At 41.4% G+C, this 17,550-nt stretch carries 17 protein-coding genes and 3 pseudogenes; 9 read left to right on the top strand and 11 right to left on the bottom strand.

What is annotated here, in order from left to right:
* Positions 1-92 precede the first annotated feature (92 nt).
* Positions 93-359: pseudogene (locus V7K69_RS12955) on the bottom strand (GHMP family kinase ATP-binding protein); the annotation flags it as partial.
* A 53-nt stretch (positions 360-412) separates the two neighbouring features.
* Here V7K69_RS12955 and V7K69_RS12950 point away from each other — a divergent pair.
* The 3 genes and pseudogenes from V7K69_RS12950 to V7K69_RS12940 all read left to right on the top strand — a co-directional run bounded on the left by V7K69_RS12950 (position 413) and on the right by V7K69_RS12940 (position 2,907).
* Positions 413-979, top strand: a complete 567-nt coding sequence (locus V7K69_RS12950) for an alpha/beta hydrolase (RefSeq protein ID WP_442936138.1) — start codon at positions 413-415, stop codon at positions 977-979.
* A gap of 212 nt (positions 980-1,191) precedes the next feature.
* Positions 1,192-1,358, top strand: a pseudogene (locus tag V7K69_RS12945) (YrrC family ATP-dependent DNA helicase); the annotation flags it as partial.
* Positions 1,359-1,748: 390 nt separating this feature from the next.
* A pseudogene (locus V7K69_RS12940) lies at positions 1,749-2,907 on the top strand (transposase).
* A gap of 279 nt (positions 2,908-3,186) precedes the next feature.
* On the opposite strand, the gene V7K69_RS12935 reads toward V7K69_RS12940, so the two are convergent.
* Together V7K69_RS12935 and V7K69_RS12930 are read right to left on the bottom strand one after the other, a co-directional pair.
* Positions 3,187-3,660: a hypothetical protein gene (locus V7K69_RS12935; protein WP_179069492.1), complete on the bottom strand. Its 474-nt coding sequence runs from the start codon at positions 3,658-3,660 to the stop codon at positions 3,187-3,189.
* A 327-nt stretch (positions 3,661-3,987) separates the two neighbouring features.
* Positions 3,988-4,323, bottom strand: a complete 336-nt coding sequence (locus tag V7K69_RS12930) for a hypothetical protein (protein ID WP_335034884.1) — start codon at positions 4,321-4,323, stop codon at positions 3,988-3,990.
* A 297-nt stretch (positions 4,324-4,620) separates the two neighbouring features.
* On the opposite strand from V7K69_RS12930, the gene V7K69_RS12925 reads away from it, so the two are divergent.
* From V7K69_RS12925 to V7K69_RS12905, 5 genes are all read left to right on the top strand, one after another.
* Positions 4,621-4,809, top strand: coding sequence for a hypothetical protein (locus V7K69_RS12925; RefSeq protein ID WP_335034882.1), 189 nt, complete (start codon positions 4,621-4,623; stop codon positions 4,807-4,809).
* Between the two features lie 54 nt (positions 4,810-4,863).
* Positions 4,864-5,292: a HEAT repeat domain-containing protein gene (locus tag V7K69_RS12920; RefSeq protein WP_335034880.1), complete on the top strand. Its 429-nt coding sequence runs from the start codon at positions 4,864-4,866 to the stop codon at positions 5,290-5,292.
* Between the two features lie 130 nt (positions 5,293-5,422).
* The gene (locus tag V7K69_RS12915; RefSeq protein WP_335034878.1) at positions 5,423-5,617 is read left to right on the top strand and encodes a hypothetical protein; all 195 of its coding nucleotides are present in this window, start codon (positions 5,423-5,425) and stop codon (positions 5,615-5,617) included.
* Between the two features lie 32 nt (positions 5,618-5,649).
* A complete protein-coding gene (locus tag V7K69_RS12910) occupies positions 5,650-5,865 on the top strand; it encodes a hypothetical protein (RefSeq protein WP_335034876.1) in 216 nt (71 codons plus the stop codon).
* A gap of 143 nt (positions 5,866-6,008) precedes the next feature.
* Complete coding sequence (locus V7K69_RS12905; RefSeq protein ID WP_335034874.1) at positions 6,009-7,289, top strand: pentapeptide repeat-containing protein; 1,281 nt, start codon at positions 6,009-6,011, stop codon at positions 7,287-7,289.
* A 465-nt stretch (positions 7,290-7,754) separates the two neighbouring features.
* On the opposite strand, the gene V7K69_RS12900 is transcribed toward V7K69_RS12905, so the two are convergent.
* The 8 genes from V7K69_RS12900 to V7K69_RS12870 all read right to left on the bottom strand — a co-directional run bounded on the left by V7K69_RS12900 (position 7,755) and on the right by V7K69_RS12870 (position 16,941).
* The gene (locus V7K69_RS12900) at positions 7,755-9,140 is read right to left on the bottom strand and encodes a hypothetical protein (RefSeq protein ID WP_335034872.1); all 1,386 of its coding nucleotides are present in this window, start codon (positions 9,138-9,140) and stop codon (positions 7,755-7,757) included.
* Between the two features lie 363 nt (positions 9,141-9,503).
* A complete protein-coding gene (locus tag V7K69_RS12895; protein WP_335034870.1) occupies positions 9,504-10,256 on the bottom strand; it encodes a helix-turn-helix transcriptional regulator in 753 nt (250 codons plus the stop codon).
* A gap of 528 nt (positions 10,257-10,784) precedes the next feature.
* A complete protein-coding gene (locus tag V7K69_RS32960; RefSeq protein WP_442936137.1) occupies positions 10,785-10,934 on the bottom strand; it encodes a helix-turn-helix domain-containing protein in 150 nt (49 codons plus the stop codon).
* Between the two features lie 154 nt (positions 10,935-11,088).
* Positions 11,089-13,917, bottom strand: a complete 2,829-nt coding sequence (locus V7K69_RS12890) for a hybrid sensor histidine kinase/response regulator (RefSeq protein ID WP_335034867.1) — start codon at positions 13,915-13,917, stop codon at positions 11,089-11,091.
* Between the two features lies 1 nt (position 13,918).
* A complete protein-coding gene (locus V7K69_RS12885) occupies positions 13,919-14,932 on the bottom strand; it encodes an ABC transporter substrate-binding protein (protein ID WP_335034865.1) in 1,014 nt (337 codons plus the stop codon).
* A gap of 100 nt (positions 14,933-15,032) precedes the next feature.
* On the bottom strand, positions 15,033-15,170 hold the full coding sequence (locus tag V7K69_RS12880) for a hypothetical protein (protein ID WP_335034863.1): 138 nt from the start codon (positions 15,168-15,170) through the stop codon (positions 15,033-15,035).
* 493 nt (positions 15,171-15,663) lie between these two features.
* Positions 15,664-16,341: a hypothetical protein gene (locus V7K69_RS12875; protein WP_335034860.1), complete on the bottom strand. Its 678-nt coding sequence runs from the start codon at positions 16,339-16,341 to the stop codon at positions 15,664-15,666.
* A 351-nt stretch (positions 16,342-16,692) separates the two neighbouring features.
* A complete protein-coding gene (locus tag V7K69_RS12870; protein WP_335034858.1) occupies positions 16,693-16,941 on the bottom strand; it encodes a hypothetical protein in 249 nt (82 codons plus the stop codon).
* Between the two features lie 159 nt (positions 16,942-17,100).
* On the opposite strand from V7K69_RS12870, the gene V7K69_RS12865 reads away from it, so the two are divergent.
* Positions 17,101-17,355 carry a hypothetical protein gene (locus tag V7K69_RS12865; RefSeq protein ID WP_335034856.1) on the top strand — a complete coding sequence of 85 codons (255 nt, stop codon included), beginning with the start codon at positions 17,101-17,103 and terminating at the stop codon, positions 17,353-17,355.
* The last annotated feature ends 195 nt before the right edge of the window (positions 17,356-17,550 follow it).

Genomic DNA, 17,550 nt, shown 5'->3' with positions numbered 1-17,550 from the left:
CCGTAGGCGAGGCAGTTTTCATCCATGCCTCTTAATCTACCACCTCAGTAACCCATTTTTGACTGTAGCGTTTCTTATCGTGTGAACGGTTACAATTCAAGTAGGTCGATTTTTTCACCATCAAATATCATCAATATTGGGCGATTTCCATAAGCACAAGCCTGATCCATACGACCACAAAGGCTAGGAGTGGTTCTTTCTCCTTTGTAGGCAAACTCCATTTCTGAACGAATTGTCATCTTCAAGTCATACAGACGATTAAAAGACCGAGCAATCAGAACGCAAAAAGCAGCACTCGAAGATAATCCCTTTTGGATGGGTAAGTCGGTTAGATAATTATCAACCTCAAGTCCGCCAACACCATAGTTTACCAACAGATATTCAGATATATCAACAATTTCTCCTCAAGTGGTTGCAGATTGCAAAAACTCTAGGTCAACAAGTTGTAATTGGTGGATTGTCAACAGGTGGAACTTTAGCTGCTTGGTTAGCTTTAGAGCATCCCCAGGAGATTGACAGCACTTTATTATTCACCCCTTATTTAGCTAGCCGTTACTCACTATTAGATCAACTTATCAAAATCCTACCAATTTACTTTGAATGGTTTAACAAAGACGCATCTGGCAATTTTGGTTATAAAGGTTTTTGTCTCAAGTCATTACGGATATTTCTTCAGTTGGCAAAGGAAGTTTCAGAAAAGGCTCAAGGCTGTGTTTCCGCTCCTATTTTAATGGTCTGTAGTGAAGCAGATCGCGCTGTTAACCTTTCTAAACAACAAGATTTTTTCCGAAAGGTAGTTAAACAGCAACCGAAATCCTGGTATTACTGTTTCGATGATTCGCTTCACATTGAACACCGAATGATGACAAAATTGGAAGACAATGATTATGAGGAGCTTGTAATTACTCTTGCGAAAGCATTTGTTGAGAGTGATTTGACTTGGGTAGAGTTTAAGCAAATGGCAAAGCTGATAGTGTAGGGACAAACCTATGACCAAATCATGCTCAAACTCAACTTTGATGGACAAGTTTCTCAACAGCTAGCTGCAATGATGACTCAAGCTTTTGGCTGTGAGCATCTCAACTGCATCGATCCAGATTCCTAAACCCACGGTCTTCCTTGAAATGCCCAATTTGGCAGCAATTGAACGTACTCTGTAAAGCCATCGCTGTTTCTTATTCTTACTTCCTTGCGGGTTATACTATGGCACGTTTGCAATGCCCTGGTGCAAAAGAACTAACTACAATTACTGGTAGCTTTGCAGATATCCAGCCAGGACAAACGTTGCGATTAACTGGTTTTTGGCGCGAACATCCCCAGTATGGTTTGCAGTTTCAAGTTGTAATTATAAGGAAACATTGATTTTTGAGCTTGCCAATCAGAGAATTAAGATTAAGCTGAGTGGGCTAACCTTGAGGCACATTTGCAGAATTATATCCTCTGTATAAAAGCCAATATTTAACGATTTCTGTTTGTTGCGAGGGTGAGTTTTTCTATTAGTTGATTTTTCAAGCTTTCAAAATAATTAACACTATCTTCAAGTTCAGACGCTTTTGCATCAATTCGCGTCTCGAACCGCGCGCGTTTTTTGAGGGAAGCAGAGGCAGGTGGAGGACTCTTTTGAGGTAAGGTGGCCTTAGTGGTGCAGAAAAGTCCTGAAGGCTTGATATAGGGGGAATTTTACTGAGACAAGGGTGACAGAGAGGGGGAAGACATGGGATGCTCAAGTTTCCACACAAAAACTACCTATGTCAGTCCCCCATCTTCATCGTCAACTGCTTGTCTCTTCTAAGTCAATGGATTTGTCCCCAAGACCAACGACATCTGCAAGTATTTTGTGAGAATGTCGCCGCCATGTTGCAAGCTCAAAGCGCCTGTCTGAGCCACTGGTTGCCCTATCTGAGTCATCGGGACTGCACAGCCCGCAGCCACATGGAGCGCAAAAACAACTTTGTCCATAATCCCAAAATCACTGCCGAGACCTTCTATTTTCCTATGTTGCAGCAGTTTTTAAACTCCTGGGCGGGCATGGCGATGACACTGACACTCGATACCAGTATGTTGTGGGATCAATATTGCTTAATTGAAATCTGTTTAGTTTGGGGTGGACGCTCTATTCCACTTGGTCAAACAGTATTGGAGCATGGCAGTGCCACCGTGGGCTTTGAGAATTACTGCCCCGTGTTAGAAACAACGTTAAGGCTGCTCCCGCCAGAATGTCAGGTAACGTTGTTAGCAGATCGAGGATTTGAACATGGTGCATTGATCCGGTGGTTACGGGAGCATCAATGGTCGTGGTCTATCCGAGCGAAATCGGACTTGAACATTACCCTCTCCAATGGTCAAACGGCTGCGGTTGCGGACTTACTTCCCCCTCAAGGAGAAGCTTATCTGTTTCGAGAAGTCAACGTTTTGCAGGACATTGAGTGTCATCTCGCCACCGCTCATTTAGTGCTGGCGGGTGAACCGTGGGCTGTCCTCTCCGATGTGCCGCCGTCCTTGCAGACTTTTGAGGTCTATGGTCAGCGATTTGGTGGCATTGAGCCACATTTCAAGGATTATAAGTCCGCCGCTTTTGAACTCATCCGCTCCCACTTGGGCCATCCTCAAGCGCTGAATTGTTTGTTGATGCTGCTAGCTGCTGCCACCTTGATTGCTATTGCTGTTGCGGTGGTGGTGGTCTGTGAAGGTCGGCGCAAAATGCTGGATTGGCTAAGCCTTCGGGGATTGAGTTTCTTGCAATTGGGATTACGCGAGATTAAACGCTTGTGTTATCAACATCTCCCCATTCCCACCTTAGCCACCTTACCTCAAAAGAGTCCTCCACCTGCCTCTGCTTCCCTCAAAAAACGCGCGCGGTTCGAGACGCGAATTGAGTTCTCGCGTGTCACGGTTTTCTCAACTTGAGGCTCCAGAAAGTTTTCTGCACCACTAAGTATTTGAGCATCCACATCCGCTTGGCTCTTTCTTTTGACTCGGCATCTAAAACTCCAATTTAGTTTTTGACAATATACCCCTGACTGTCTTATCGGTATATAAGAATAGATTTGAAAGCTTGAATCCTACCAAAATCGTTAATCGATACAGCACTTCCGGCAGCTATGAGGTACATCCTAAAATCTGAAAGCTTTGATAGGAGAGGGCAAGGAGAAAAACTGTATTGCATAATAGCCAGAAGCGCTGTAACTATACTTGCCCCTCAAGAATTTGAGCCAATTCACGACGGCTGCGATTTGCTTCTGACCAAAAAGCTACACCAAATATAATCAGCATCAATATAGGCATTCCTACAAATAGTGCAACCATATAATTAGGCATAGCCCCTGTCAACGCTATAGGAATGACTGCACCATACCAGAGTAAAAACCAGAATCCTAAAAATGCCATCACAAAAGGATGTATCCTCATTTGTACATGAATCAAGGTTTGGTGAGATTCTACTTCAAAGCGTCCTCGAATCACTGGTAAAAACGAGTTCCGATAGTGAATTATGCGACTGATTTGAAACCCTGATTCCGAAATAGTTCCTTGATAAGGGAGGTGTTTCTTAGAGAATCTAAATACTTTTGTCGGTTCAACTTGTGCATTCAGCCGTTCCAGGACTATAGGCAGGGCATCAGGTGTCAAAATCGTAAAGCTATCGTCGGGTAATACTTTCATCTTGATTGAGGTTGCTGACTAACAATAAAACCTCGATAATTTGTAATATGAATCCTCTTAGTTTATTTAACACAGGGTCTTGTTTTCAGTTTTCCCTCAGCAGTAGCTTTTCTAACACAAAAACTCCCAAACCGAATCTTCGCAACAGATTTCCCATCAACACGCCACTCATCACCCCAATAGCCCACATTTCCAGGATTTTCAGCAATCACCCGTGAAAATCGATTGCTCTTAGGCGATGAACTAAAACTCGCTTTCAAAGCGATCACTTAGAACAGGGAGTACACTCCTACTATGTCATTTGACAACATCATTGCTTTTGGGTACTTACATCCATAGTACCAAGTTCGCCCATCTAACCAAAGGTGACAGAAATACCACACCAGGTTGAGGGTTCCAGACACCATCGTGTTCTGTAGTAAAAGTCCAGCCTGAAGCCCCGCAGAGTACTAGACCATCAAAAGTAGTTAGTGGGTCACTTCGTGGATATAAGTCTAAGTTAATACCGTAATATTCGGAAATCTTGTAGTATTGTGATATGTCTTGTACTTCAAACAGAGTGTGCGCTTGAATTTGGGGCGTTATCGCTTGCAAAAGTTCTTCAGCTTCCTTAAGACTTGACACTTCGGCGTACAAAAGTAGAAAAAATGTACTGTATTTCATGCAATACCTGAGAACCAGATTTTATATCTAGTCAATAAGCAAAATTCCACACTTTGTGCGATCGCACATATTGGTCATCGGGGTTGGGTGCGCTGGGATGTTAACTCGCAAAACCCAATGCACCAACAATAAGCTTGGTCTAATTGGGCTTTTACACCCTTACCGATTCAAACATCAACATTTATTTATTCTATCTGTCTAGCAGCTTTCTCCCACAACTTAGCCGTAATCTTATCTTGTCAATGATTTCGGAGATTTCCCGCTTTTTTGTGAGATATTTGCTCTAACATCTCTAAAATGGCAGCTAATGTCAATTTACCCCAATCTATGAATCTTCAAGAAGTCAAAAATCAATTTCCAGAAGCAGTAGGTGAGATCGAGACACTTGAAAGACTAGGGTTTGCTTCCCGTAGTGGTAATTGGATTGATACCCTTGACGAAAGAGAAAGCACAGACAGCTTGTTGGTTAGTCGGAAGAGTCGGTGATGAGCGAGACGCTGATGCCCTTATTTGTACTTTGTCTGGTCAACGTCGTGAATTATGGATCTTGCAGCAACTTCCCTTAGTCTCATCGCTACTGAGAAGCACCTAAAATCTTTGTTGTCTATTCTGTCTACTAGTTCTGATCCCATACAGCGAAATAGTGTGGTGTATGCAATCTCTTTTCTGTCGAATTACCAAGGAAATCAGGAAGTGATTAGTACGCTGACCGAAGTAGCAGCAAACATTGCTGAGGCTCCTTTTGTTAGAGCGCAAGCATTAGAAGGAATTGGCAATAAGCTCTCTCATGAGTTACCAGAAAATTTATATCAGCCAGCAGTGAATGTAATTATCCAAGGATTGGATGATACTGAAGCTGAAGTTAGGTTTTGGTCATGTTTTGCTGCCGGGGCCTTAGAAATCAAGGAGACTTTGCCCAAGCTGCAACTATTGGCGCAGACTGATAAAACAATCGTAGCTGGGTGGTAGTCTGTAGGTGAGGAAGCTGAAGATTCAGTTACTCTTATGAGTGGAGAAGAACCACCACTGCGTAAACCATACAATTTACCTACCAATTAAATCTATTTTCTAGAACTCTAGTGGTCTGTCTGTTTTGTATTTGCTGTCGACAAATGGCGTGTTAGAAACGGATGATGTGCAAGATTTTTACCCAACGGACAACAGAAAGTCTTTTTCGGTGATGATTGCTGGAAATAAAATTATCACTCAGTTGGGAAAATCGGTAATTCAATCTCAAGCGATAGCGATGCCTACGGCGGGCTACGCCTACGCACTTTGGCCCAATAGCTGCTGAAGATTGCACTCAGAATTTATCGGGAGAAGCTGATGAACAACCAACCGAATCACAAAAACTTTAGCCCACAAGAAACGCCATGTCCTATCTGCGGCTCACAAAATTTTGTTTGGGGTCGTACCGTTGGAGAATCAGTAAGTCAGTGGGTGTATTTCCGTGCTGATGGGGCTGTGTGGGGAGAAGGCGAAAAGCTGCGGGCGCGTAAATGTAGAGATTGTAACAATGTTCAACTTTTTTCGTATGATTAGCTGATGAGTAGCCACCAGTGAGTAAATTGTAGTCAAATACTTGGCATTACCTACCAATCACAAAATAAATATTTCACTACAGTCCGTAAAAGCACATACTCTAGGTGTAGTCTCCATAAACCCTCGCCTTTACTAGCCTAGTCATGCCCCAAGACTTCTCCTGCCAGAATCTCAGAAATCGTTCCTTCAAAGGTCAAAACCTTGCAGGGGCAAATTTTAGTTACGCAGACATCCGAGGGGCAGATTTTACAGGAGCTAATTTGACAGGGGTAAATTTCAGTCATGCTAAAGCCGGACTCAAACGTTACTCTGTTATCTGCTTGTTAAGTATCTCGTTAACTTTAGCTGCACTTTCAGGATTAGTTTCTGGATTTATTAGCTCACTTATAGGATACTTTTTTCAACCCATAAATCTTTTAAAGAACTCTTTTCCTCCCAACTTAGCGTTCATCATATTATTAGCTATTTTCTTCACTGTTTTGATTCGTCAGGGTATAAAAGCAGCTTTTACAACCTTGGCTTTTACTTTTACTATAGCTTCAATACTGACTTTAACTGGAGCTTTCCTCGCAGTTCTAGCTATATTTGGAATTCTCGTTGGAGTTGTCGCTGTAGCCATTTCTATTTCTGTCGCTGGAAAGAGAACTGGCATGATCACTATCGCTGAGTCTTTAATTATCTGTGAAATTTTAGTTATTATTGGCTTTAAACCGTTAACTCAGCTAATGATTGAGTCTACGAATGTATTTTTACTTGGTACTGAATTGCCGACGATGGCTCTAGCTTTAATTTGTCCAATATTGTCTGCTTACATTGCTTGGCAAGCTTTATTGGAAAATGAGCAATTTGCTTGGGTACAAAAAATTGTCATGATTTTTCTCACTTTTGCTAGTGGTACTAGTTTCCGAGGTGCAGATTTAACAGATGCCAATTTTACTGAAGCCATGCTTTTAGGTTGTAATTTGAAAAAGGCTACTATCACTCGAACTCGTTGGTTTCAAGCCAAACTCGATTATGCCAAATTAGAAGGCACTATCTTGATTCAAGCAGAAGTTCGAGATTTACTTGTTACCGGACAAGGTAAAGATGAATTTTTTACTCGGTTAAATTTTAGAGGAGCTAATTTAACTGAAGCTAATTTAATGAATGCTAGATTTACAGAATCTGATTTGAGTCAAGCAACTCTAAATGGAGCTTGTTTAGAAAAAGCTAATCTTACAAGGGTTCAAGCACAAGGAACCGATTTTAGAAAAGCGATACTTACTGGGGCTTGCTTAGAGTCTTGGATGATTGACAATACTACACGGTTTGATGGAGTAATTTGTGATTATATTTACTTAGGCAACAGACAAAGAGAACGTCATCCTAATATTGGTATTTTTACTGCTGAGGAATTTGCTAAACTATTTGGAACTGGAGTTTAGTCTCGTATTCGCTTTTTATAATTCAATTTACTTCCTCTCAAAAAAAGCGACAGCAACAACAAGTATAGCTGTCCCTGGCATTATTTCTCCTACCTATTGTGGTGAAGAATGTGTTGAAGCGCTGATTATTGCTTGAAGTACACCGAAGTCTTTTAAGCAAAGGTAAGACTTCTTGCAGAAGTAGAGAAGGGGTAAAGGGGAAAGGGATGGAATTTTCCTTTTCCCTTTAATATACTTCCTTCGTTATATTCACCGATTCACCGCAAGTATGACATTTGAATCGAAACGCTTTCATCTTTACTCCCTTGGAAAAATTTTGGGGACTTTACTTCCGTCCTTTTAGAATTGATGCCAATATTAAAAGTATTAGTTATGATATTTGCTAAAAATTGATAGTAAATGGGGAGAAAGATTTTAGCGCCACCCCAAAAATTAATCCAGAGCAATGGCGATCGCACTCTATATTTATCCCAATACAGCACCAGAGTACCAAAACCAATAGGCTAAACCCAATAAAGCAAGTCCTACCAGGAGAATGACCAAAGTAAAACGGGATGACTGAGGAGGTAAAGTATCAATTACTGTGATTGTTTTTAGCGGAAATTTATTCAGTAAGTCGTTAGCTTCTACCTGATTTTCGACTATTAGCTGGAGGCCTGGCCAGATGTATTGATAATTATAGGCGTTTGGTTCATCTTTGACACCGCCAAAATTATTAAACAAAGCATCATTGAAATAAGTTGTGTCGGTTACGGCTTGATTGTGAAAAGCAATCAAGGGAGGATTATCCTGTTTTTTGGAGAGGGAAAAGTAGATTTTTTTCTGGGAACTGACGATAAAGTCAAAGTTAGTTTTTTGACTCCATAGCGATCGCCCAATCCAAGATTGGGGTGTGACAATATTATCATCTGCTCCGTGCAGGATACCGACAGGAATATCTAATTTTACGCCCGTTTTGCGAATTGTGATTGGTTCTAAGGTAAAGGGAGAGCGGAACAGTTTCAAAATGAATACGGCTATCTGAGGAATGCCCATCTCAGTACTTGGAGCGGGATCGGCTGTGATAATTTGTTTTGGGAAAAACTTAGTTTCGCTAACATAAGCAGGCCAGCTTAGGGCTAACAACCCTCCTAGAGAATGCCCGAAAATGTAGAAATCGAAGTCTACCTCGTCAAATTTGGGATTATCTTGGCATAGCTTTCGCCAAGAGTCAGAAGTTAGGCCAATCGCCCTTTCCATCCAGACTGAAGGGCTATAAAGAAGACTTAACCCAACTGTAGAAATCAATTTGACGAGATTCTTGCTATATTCGGGACTAAATAAGTAGATAAGTCTGACTATTAAGATAATAACCACTAAAGCCAAAGCAATAATCAAGCACTTTAGAGGGCTAGGTTCATTCTCATCTTCTCGAATTCTATGAAATTCCTCAGCCTTTCTTTTTTGTTGAACAAATTTTTCGGTTGATGGTGTTTTCCTTTGGGTGATTGTATCGATCACCATTTGATACCAAAAATATAGGTGACGTTTGTTTTGACTAGGAATCAATTTGTTTTGATCTAGCTCATCAGGATAGTCACTGTTTTGGAAGTCGGGAAAGAACACATAATAACCTTTTTTGGCTAATGCTTCTAAGTGCGCTTCGTAGAATTTCGGCAGACATAAACCGAAACCATGCAGGTAAGTGATTAACTTCCGTTTTCCCTTTTCGTCACGGTAAGGAGAATCAGGAACGAAGACTTGAATAAAATCCCCTCGGATATGACTACCGCTTTGATAGATAGTGTATCCTTCTTGTTTGCTAGTGTATTGCCACTCGAAATTGGTATCTGGATTGGTAGTATTTTCCATCGATTTATTTTCCTATTGCCAATACGACGTTTGAAGATTTGAAATTAGGGATGTCTACGCTCACCGCAGACATCATATCTTACTAAAAACCCAGTCGTTGTGACCGGGCTTTTGCGGGGCTATATTCCCCTGTCATTTATACTTAAGCATTCTGATAGTTACTACCACTTCGGTGCTAGTAATTTCGGAAAACTTTAAACACGTTCCATAAATGCGATGACCAAGCTTTTACAGTGCTGCAACCTAATGGTGTACTCGCAATACCAAAGTCTCACAAGGCAACTTGAAATTATTCACTGCGCTGAGTGTTCCAAACCTGGATAGCATCGTAATGACGCAACAGAATAATCAAATTAATTGCGTCTACCAAAAATTCTTTTCAATAGGCTCTGAACCAATCAGAAAATCAAAATTACCTTCACCCCTGCTTTTCTTCAATGTTTCCATGATTTTTTTCGGGTTATCGTGGGGGCCATTCACATAAAATGGTTTCCCATCACGACCACATTCAATACGTATTGTCCCATCCCATTCTCCGATGTGCGAACGCGATTTTTCAAAATCTTTGTGTGGTTGAAACCCTAAGCTTTCTGCATATTCGCAAGCACTAAATATCATCCCTTGGGATACTTCAAGGGAAACAAGGTGCGGTTTTCCGGGAAATGGCTCGAATAGTGATTCTGTAAATTCTTTAAATTTTATCCTGTCTACTGTGCGTGGTGGTATGGTGTCCTTAACCCCCAAGCACCATATATCTAAAAGGTAACTACAGACCGTGATTTGATTGTATCGAGCAACTCTTGCAATCACTACCAATCCTAAACCGCGATCTATATCATCATTGTTTTTTCCAGGTAGGATTTTTGCCAGCAGATTTTTGATGCTGTTTTCTGGTGGGATTTTTGGTAACAATTCGATAAGACTCTCGCTTACTAAACACTGATATACAGGGTCTAGCTCTCCTTTTGTCAATCTATCTAATGTGGTTTGCTGTGCTTGATTTTGAATCGCTGCATTCACATCTGACACTTTAATACCCAATTTTCGGGCTATTTGTTTGGGTGTTAAATTCAATGCCCGTAATTCCATTATTTCTTGTTGTTGTGTTCCTGTCATAAATTACTGCTTTCTACAAACAACCGGGAGCAGAAATATTAAACCACAGCAAGGTTATATTAGTTTAATCTAGAACAGCAAAATTAACTGGAGAGGTGAGACTAAAGGCTTAATTACGTATGCGTCTTAGAAAATATCAAATAGAGTATACTATACTTCCAACCTACCTCTAGTAGTCTGCCAACCCAAAAATGCTAAGTGAGGACTGGGAAAAGGGGAAAGGGAAAAGGGGAAGGGATTTAAACCCTTTCCCCCTTCCCCCTTCCCCTTTACCCCGCCAAGTTTCCTTGGCGAACTACTAGCAAGTTTTACCGCTCTAGGCTATTTCAATTCCCTTGTGGTGGGAAAGCCATCGTTTTCGAGGATTTTTAGTTTGTCCGATGTATTACTACACCTTGAGAATCTATTGCAAAGTAAATACAGGGCGTGGTGGGTAACTCCGATCGCTCACAAAGTGATCGTGAAGGTAAAGCAAGAGGATCTATAGTGGCAGGATTAATCACCATTTTTCAACTCCTGGGCTGGTATCTATTTCAGTAAAGTATCTGGTTGTATGTTGTATCGACTACAAATCGCATCCATGACATCTCTGCCAAGATACTGAGCGGAATTGTTGTACAGGTTATATGCGGTAGTACGGCTAATACCAGTTTCTTGCCAGAACTGATAAAACCTCATCTAAATTGAGAACTGTAGTTTTTTACTAAAGCTTTGCGATTGCTTTCTACGTCGCAATGACACAACAGAATAATTTAAAACTCCAGATTTCGACATGAACGAGGTTTAGCTAAAATTCCTAGTAATAGGGGATAAGGGAAAAATCCCCAATTCCTTATTTTGTTAAACATTTTTGACGTTCTAGTTGTAAAGCTGCTTTGACTCTTGCAAACTCAGCCTCTAACTGGTATAATTTCTCTGGAACATGGGCGATTCCAGAACGAGCGATCGCTTCTAGTTCCCAACAAATACTTGCCAAATGTGTTGCTCCAAGATATTCACTACTTGATATCCAACTATGGGCTAGTCGGTTCAAAGTTTTGGCATTTCCTTCGGCAACAGCGGCCTGAATTTGTTGTAGTGTTTGCGGAGCATCTTCCAGATAGCAATCAATCATTTCCACAAGAAATTCAGGTGCATCTGCGCCAGCAATCTCTAGAATTTGTTGCAGAGCCTGAGTATTAATTACTGCCAATTCCACTACGTCCACATCGGTCTGATTCTGATTGACCTGAGTGGGTGCCAAAGCGCCATTGTCAGGAACTGCCAGGACACATCGACTTAAAGCCTGAGTCAGCGCCTCCATGCGGATTGGTTTAGTGAGATAATCATCCATACCGACTGAGAGACATTCCTCGCGATCGCCTTCAAGGGCACGGGCTGTCATGGCAATAATTCGCGGTCTTGAGCCGATGGGATACTTGCGACAAATGAACTGAGTTGCTTCGATTCCATCCATGTCGGGCATCTGGACATCCATCAAGATCACGTCATAGGCCAACTTCTGGATAGCTTCTAAAACTTCCACCCCATTACTGACAACATCGGCGCGATATCCCAGTTGTTTGAGCATCAATACAGCTAGTTTCTGATTAACCAGATGATCTTCCGCCAGCAGAATTCTCAGGGGAGACTGTTTTGCCATTGCAGAACTGACTGCGTTGGGTTGATTTGGCTGTGTAGTTGTTTGAAGAGCATTCAACTGCACATTTTTTGCCTCTGCCGTGGGCTGAACAGAAGCCGCCGAGGCCACAATCGTAAAATAAAAAGTAGATCCTTGTCCCACCTGGCTCTGGACCCACATCTTTCCGCCCATCATTTCGCTGAGTTGGCGACTGATAGCTAATCCTAAACCTGTCCCCCCATAGCGCCGAGTAGTCGAGGAATCAACTTGACTGAAAGACTGAAACAATCGATTCAGTTTCTCTGGAGGAATACCAATCCCCGTATCTCGCACAGCAAACTCTAATTCATAGAGTACATCAGCAGATCCAACTGCTACATCTGCCATCTGGGTTGAAACTGAAACAGTGATAGAGCCATCGAGAGTAAATTTGATGGCATTACTCAGTAAATTCACTAAAATTTGTCGCAGTCGTGTAATATCGCCGACAATTAATGTAGGAAAATCTGCTGCCAGATGACAGTTAATTTCTAATCCTTTGGCTGTGGCCGTGTTAGCTAGTAAAGCAATGGATTCTTTCAGGCAGCTTACCAGATCAAATGGTTCTGCTTCCAGTTCCAATTTGCCTGACTCAATCTTGGAGAAATCCAAAATGTCATTAATCAACGACAGCAAGATTTCACCGCTGGAACGGATCGTTTCCACAGCATCTTGCTGATCTGGAGTCAGAGGTGTGTCTAGTAATAGTCCCGTCATCACAATCACTGCATTCATCGGTGTGCGGATTTCGTGACTCATATTAGCTAAAAAATCACTCTTAGCTTGAGTGGCTGTCTCTGCGGCTTCTTTTGCCTTCTGCAACTCGATTTCTGCTTGCTTGCGTTCAGTAATATCCCGGAAGTACCAGATCCTGCCATAGTTTTCCCCTCGCGGTGAAATCACACTCGCAGAATAGCGATCGAAAATACGTCTATCTTTAAAAGTAATTTCATCACGAGTGGCTTCTTCAGGATGCTGGTATAAATACTCTACCTTTGCCAAAAATTCTTCAGGATCAGCCAGACTGACAAACACCTGTTGTAGTAGTTGTTGGTCACCAGTATCAGCAATTTCTGGAGTAATTTGCCATAACTGGCAAAATTGTTGATTATAAGAAATAATATGACGGTTTTCGTCAATAATCAAAATACCGTCGATCGCCGCCTCTTGCTGTGCCTTTAAGGTGGCGTTTTGTCGATGCAAAGCTTTTGTATTCTCCTGAATACCCGCAACCATGCGATCAAAAGCAATGGAGATTTGGGCGACTTCATCCGAGCCTGATAGACCTGCACGGACGTTGAACTCTCCATTAGCTAATCTTTTGCTGGTAGCAACCAAATGGTCAACTCGTCGGGTGAGGGTGAGGTCAAAGAAGAACCAAAGAGCAATACCAAATAACCCGAGGACGGAACTGGATCTCATAGCCTGATGTACAGCACTAGCATAGGCTTGCTGTTTTTCGCTCACCAAGTCGTACTTAATGAAAAGAACGCCCACCCTTGAAGAACGGATTTCCCCAAGTTGGGCTTGCAAAAGCACAGGATAGATGACTCTCAGGTAGCTTCTGTCTGGGGAAAGGGACACTTCTCCAGCCATTTTCTCGCGCACGCTAGTAAATCTGGATAAATTAGGGGCGGCTTGCGTATCCCTCACCAGATGGTTTCGTAATTCATAATTATTCGACAGCAATACACGATCTTGCTCATTAGCAACCAAAATCAAAGGCAATCGGGGGTTACTTCCCAATTGGCTGATGACAATCTCAGCCTGTTCAACATCCCCTCCCCTGTAAAGGTAATCTAAGATACCTGCAATTTGACTTCCCAAAGACTGCGCGTAATGGCTGGCGTTTTCTTCTGTTTTGCGGTTACTTTCAGCTATTTCTCGATTAAAAGAAACAAGCCCCAGCACCGAGCCAAACAAGATTAAAACCGCAGGAATTGAAAAGCGTAGGGGAAAGGGGAAGCGTTTCATAACAGACACACGATCTGGTGCAGCCACTTTAAAATTTAGCCGTTTTCACAAAGTGATCGTCCAGAACGGCAGTAGGATCAATTGCTTTTGGCATTAATTTGTGTTCCACCATCACCTCGACGAGTCGTTGCATTCCCTTGGCTAAGGAGGGATCGGTTTGATCGAGCAATCTTTGATTTTCTTGCAGGTTCGGTTGCTGCATCCCTTTGAAAGCATCTAAAATTTGCTTGGAGGTGACTCCAGTGCGCGGGGCTATCATTTCAGCAGCTTTTTGAGGATTTTTATTCAGGTAATCCAAAGCGCGGAAGCGTTCGTTAACCAGGGTTTGGATTGCAGGAGAATTAGTTGCGATCGCTTCTTCACTAACAACTAGGGTATCAACAATTTCACCAGGAATCTGACTGCTATCAAATAAGAGTTTTGCACCTGCTGCTAGCAACTTCACACGCGGCGGCCCAAATGTGACGATCGCATCAACTTTGTCGTCTTTAAAAGCTCGCTCATGCTGGGAAAAATCCAAGGATACAATTTGTATATCTTTGGGAGACAGACCATTTTTTTCCAACGCCCTGGCAATAAAGAAAGCCCCTAAGGCCGTTGACTCAACACCAACTCGCTTTCCCTTTAAAGCTTTGATGTTGGCAATGTTCGGCTTCCCCAAAATCACATCTCCGCCATGAGAAACATCCATAATCGCAATAATCCGCAGATTTTTCTGGGTTGCTGCCAGTAGCATTGCCTGATCGATGGATAGTCCCGCACCTTCAATCTCGTGGTTGCGGTATGCCCTCACTTCTTCTGTTCCCGATGGAAAGTCAATCAAGCGGATAGGTGTGCCTTCATAGTAACCCAGATGACGAGCCAAGTACAGAGTTTCATATCCTGTCCAAAGATTTGTGCCAATACGTAGCAATGACGGGGTTGGGGTGGGTGTCATGCAATTTGTGAGGGTGATCGCACAAATTACCGTCATCACACCCAGTATCCATTGCTTCAGCTTTTTAGCCCGACAAATCAAAGTTAGTTGTAAGCTATTACGCATATAAATTTCATATAGAACCCATTTGACATCTAAGAAGGTGCAGCAAGCCTCTTAACCATCAACCGAATAAAACAAAGATTAACCTTGGTAGTCGCATTAGCTAAGGATAACCGTGGTCTAGCAGAATGGTGATTTTGGGAATATTGACGGGCTTCGACTGGAAATAACCGATGTTTTTAGTCAACATCTCAATCAAACCCTTATCATCAGATACATTTGCTTTGGTGCAATGAGACAAGATATTGCCGCGATCGCACGCGCACAATCTGTCCAGTTACAATGTCAGTCATTTGTGTCTTCCTCTTTGTAACTGGACTGGTATTATCCCTCCTCTAATCATGAAAACTCACTCCCCTAAACCCTTATGTCTAATGACTGGTTGGACTAGAGTGCTAAGAAAGCAACTATGTTCTTTATAAGTAAGAAGTATAAAATAGCATATTAATCTATTCGAGTCTTAGCACCTGCTACATCTTATGAAGTATTTTTCTATACGGCTATATTATTTAGCTAATTATCAAGAAAATTTTAAGGAATTACGAGCGCTAACTTCCATATTTTGATCCTCCCTAGTTCTAAGATAATTCTGAACTGAGTAATACTAACAACTATGAGATTGTTGGATTATCCTCATTCACTGAGATATCTTCAGCCTTACAGAATAACTTAGATATCAGACTGGTATTAGAAGATGAACTCTCCGTTGTAGGCATCTTTAATCAGAAGGGTTTTCAGAAATATTTTGGTTTCAAAGGAGAAGGAGGAGCAGATAATATGACGATATTTGTCACATTACTAATGTAACGACCTCCAGCTTTGTCACCTGGAACTACTAAACGAGCAAATCCTTCATCTGTTAAAGGCACGACGTTACCATCACTACCTTTTTTTGCAAATGCAACTAGCACTGCTTTCCCTTCAAAGTTAGGTTGAATTTCACCAATAGCTACGACTGCACCATAGCAATCTGTGGCATCAACTAGAACATATTGCCTCAGAAAAGAGTTTTTACTATTTACCCCAGAATTCCCAGGTTTTAGACCACCTCCGGCTTTCGGATTATTAATCAATTCCCATAGGGGGACTCCATAGTATGTTTCTGTTCGTGGCCCTGAGCCGGTTTGAAAGCTCACAGTAACTTCAGTAACTAATGCTGGATTTTGTTTTTTTAAAGCATCTTGTAAATTTCGCAGTTTTTGCAAGTTATAGGTGGTTGGATTATTGAGTTCTCCATCCAAGCGAAAACTTTGTGAAAAACCTCCAAGACACTTATTTTTATCCCAGATAGATGGTATTCTTTCTTCTTTTTCCGAGGGAAAACCACTTCTTGAGTCAGCTAAAGTAGGCTGCCATAAAACCAGTATCGATAGTATTAAAGACGCAATGGGGATCGTGCGGGTAAAACGCATAAAACATCTCTCCGTTTACTATTGAATATTGAAAAAGTTAGATAGTTTTGCTCAACCAAAATTAGTATCGTTACCACCAAAATTGAGCAATTTGACAATAGATTCTGTTAGACGAAAATCAAAATGGTTCTATCGTTAAACTTTCAACTCCTGACCAGACGCTACTAAATAGCTAGTTTTTAATAACTCATATTAAAAACTAATGAATCCTTACGCCAAAGTTAGTTGCAAACCTCTTATTAGATTTGCGTTTTTCCAAATGGATAAGCTGTGTAATCTAATGAAGATAATACCAACTTATTGAGTAAAATACCAACTAATATAGTAATAGAACATAAATAAAATTAATTTTTATTTCTTTTTTAAATAGTTCGGCTGGCAGACTGTACCACTTTCGACTTGATAATAAACTTCGGCACCACAATATTTTAATACTCTGGCTGCTTCTTCAGTAGCGCAAATGGTCATCGGATGACGAGTAGAAAACTCGATTTCACCAGGTTGCTTGCCAATGCCAAGTCCGTAGGTTGTTAAATCTAGGTAGGGAACATCTTCCTGAATTAACCTAGCGATCGCCTCATCTGAGAAGAAAACACTCATTATGGGTATCAAGATTATTTTTTAGAGTACTCTACAATTTTTTACCAAAATGGTTGGTAAAAAGTAGCGATCGCTACAATTCACAGACTTAATAATGTGATATTCATGACCTCGCAGTAGTATCGACTTTAGTACAAAAAGTCATGAAAAAGTATTTATTTGAAGTATTTATTTGCCATACCACTGATTACTGCTATGTTTGGTGTCACAATGTCTAGTCAGGTTTGGGCTGTCTCTTTGTACAATGCTGGCGGTTTAAAGACTGGCTTTGGTGAAATCTCTAAGAACTTTACTGCCAAATATGACATTCCCTACACAAGTGTCTGTCCCTTGTGGTTGGCTACGGGAACATATAGAGCAAGAACTTTCATCAAAAAAGCATCCGCAGATGTTTATGGACTAAAAAAAAGATAAAAGACTGCTATGGCAGGGCACTCATCTTACAGCAAGAAAATCTTACATATTGCCAATTTGCTTGCGAAGGTAAAAAACTTTTTGATATAGTGCTTGCTAGCAGAAATGTTGAATAGTGATACAAAACTTTACATTGTTAGTTACACTGAGTCTCAAAAGCTTAAATTAGTCAGCAAAACATCATCTCCTCAAACC

Source organism: Nostoc sp. (assembly GCF_036917775.1).
In the GTDB taxonomy this organism is placed as follows: Bacteria; Cyanobacteriota; Cyanobacteriia; order Cyanobacteriales; family Nostocaceae; genus Nostoc.
This window is presented reverse-complemented; position numbering and strand designations above follow the sequence as displayed.

Coding starts and splice junctions, on each gene's coding strand:
- V7K69_RS12935 (WP_179069492.1), bottom strand. CDS start 3,660: ATGAAAGTATTACCCGACGATAGCTTTACGATTTTGACACCTGATGCC.
- V7K69_RS12930 (WP_335034884.1), bottom strand. CDS start 4,323: ATGAAATACAGTACATTTTTTCTACTTTTGTACGCCGAAGTGTCAAGT.
- V7K69_RS12925 (WP_335034882.1), top strand. CDS start 4,621: ATGGCAGCTAATGTCAATTTACCCCAATCTATGAATCTTCAAGAAGTC.
- V7K69_RS12920 (WP_335034880.1), top strand. CDS start 4,864: ATGGATCTTGCAGCAACTTCCCTTAGTCTCATCGCTACTGAGAAGCAC.
- V7K69_RS12910 (WP_335034876.1), top strand. CDS start 5,650: ATGAACAACCAACCGAATCACAAAAACTTTAGCCCACAAGAAACGCCA.
- V7K69_RS12905 (WP_335034874.1), top strand. CDS start 6,009: ATGCCCCAAGACTTCTCCTGCCAGAATCTCAGAAATCGTTCCTTCAAA.
- V7K69_RS12900 (WP_335034872.1), bottom strand. CDS start 9,140: ATGGAAAATACTACCAATCCAGATACCAATTTCGAGTGGCAATACACT.
- V7K69_RS12895 (WP_335034870.1), bottom strand. CDS start 10,256: ATGACAGGAACACAACAACAAGAAATAATGGAATTACGGGCATTGAAT.
- V7K69_RS32960 (WP_442936137.1), bottom strand. CDS start 10,934: ATGAGGTTTTATCAGTTCTGGCAAGAAACTGGTATTAGCCGTACTACC.
- V7K69_RS12885 (WP_335034865.1), bottom strand. CDS start 14,932: ATGCGTAATAGCTTACAACTAACTTTGATTTGTCGGGCTAAAAAGCTG.
- V7K69_RS12875 (WP_335034860.1), bottom strand. CDS start 16,341: ATGCGTTTTACCCGCACGATCCCCATTGCGTCTTTAATACTATCGATA.
- V7K69_RS12870 (WP_335034858.1), bottom strand. CDS start 16,941: ATGAGTGTTTTCTTCTCAGATGAGGCGATCGCTAGGTTAATTCAGGAA.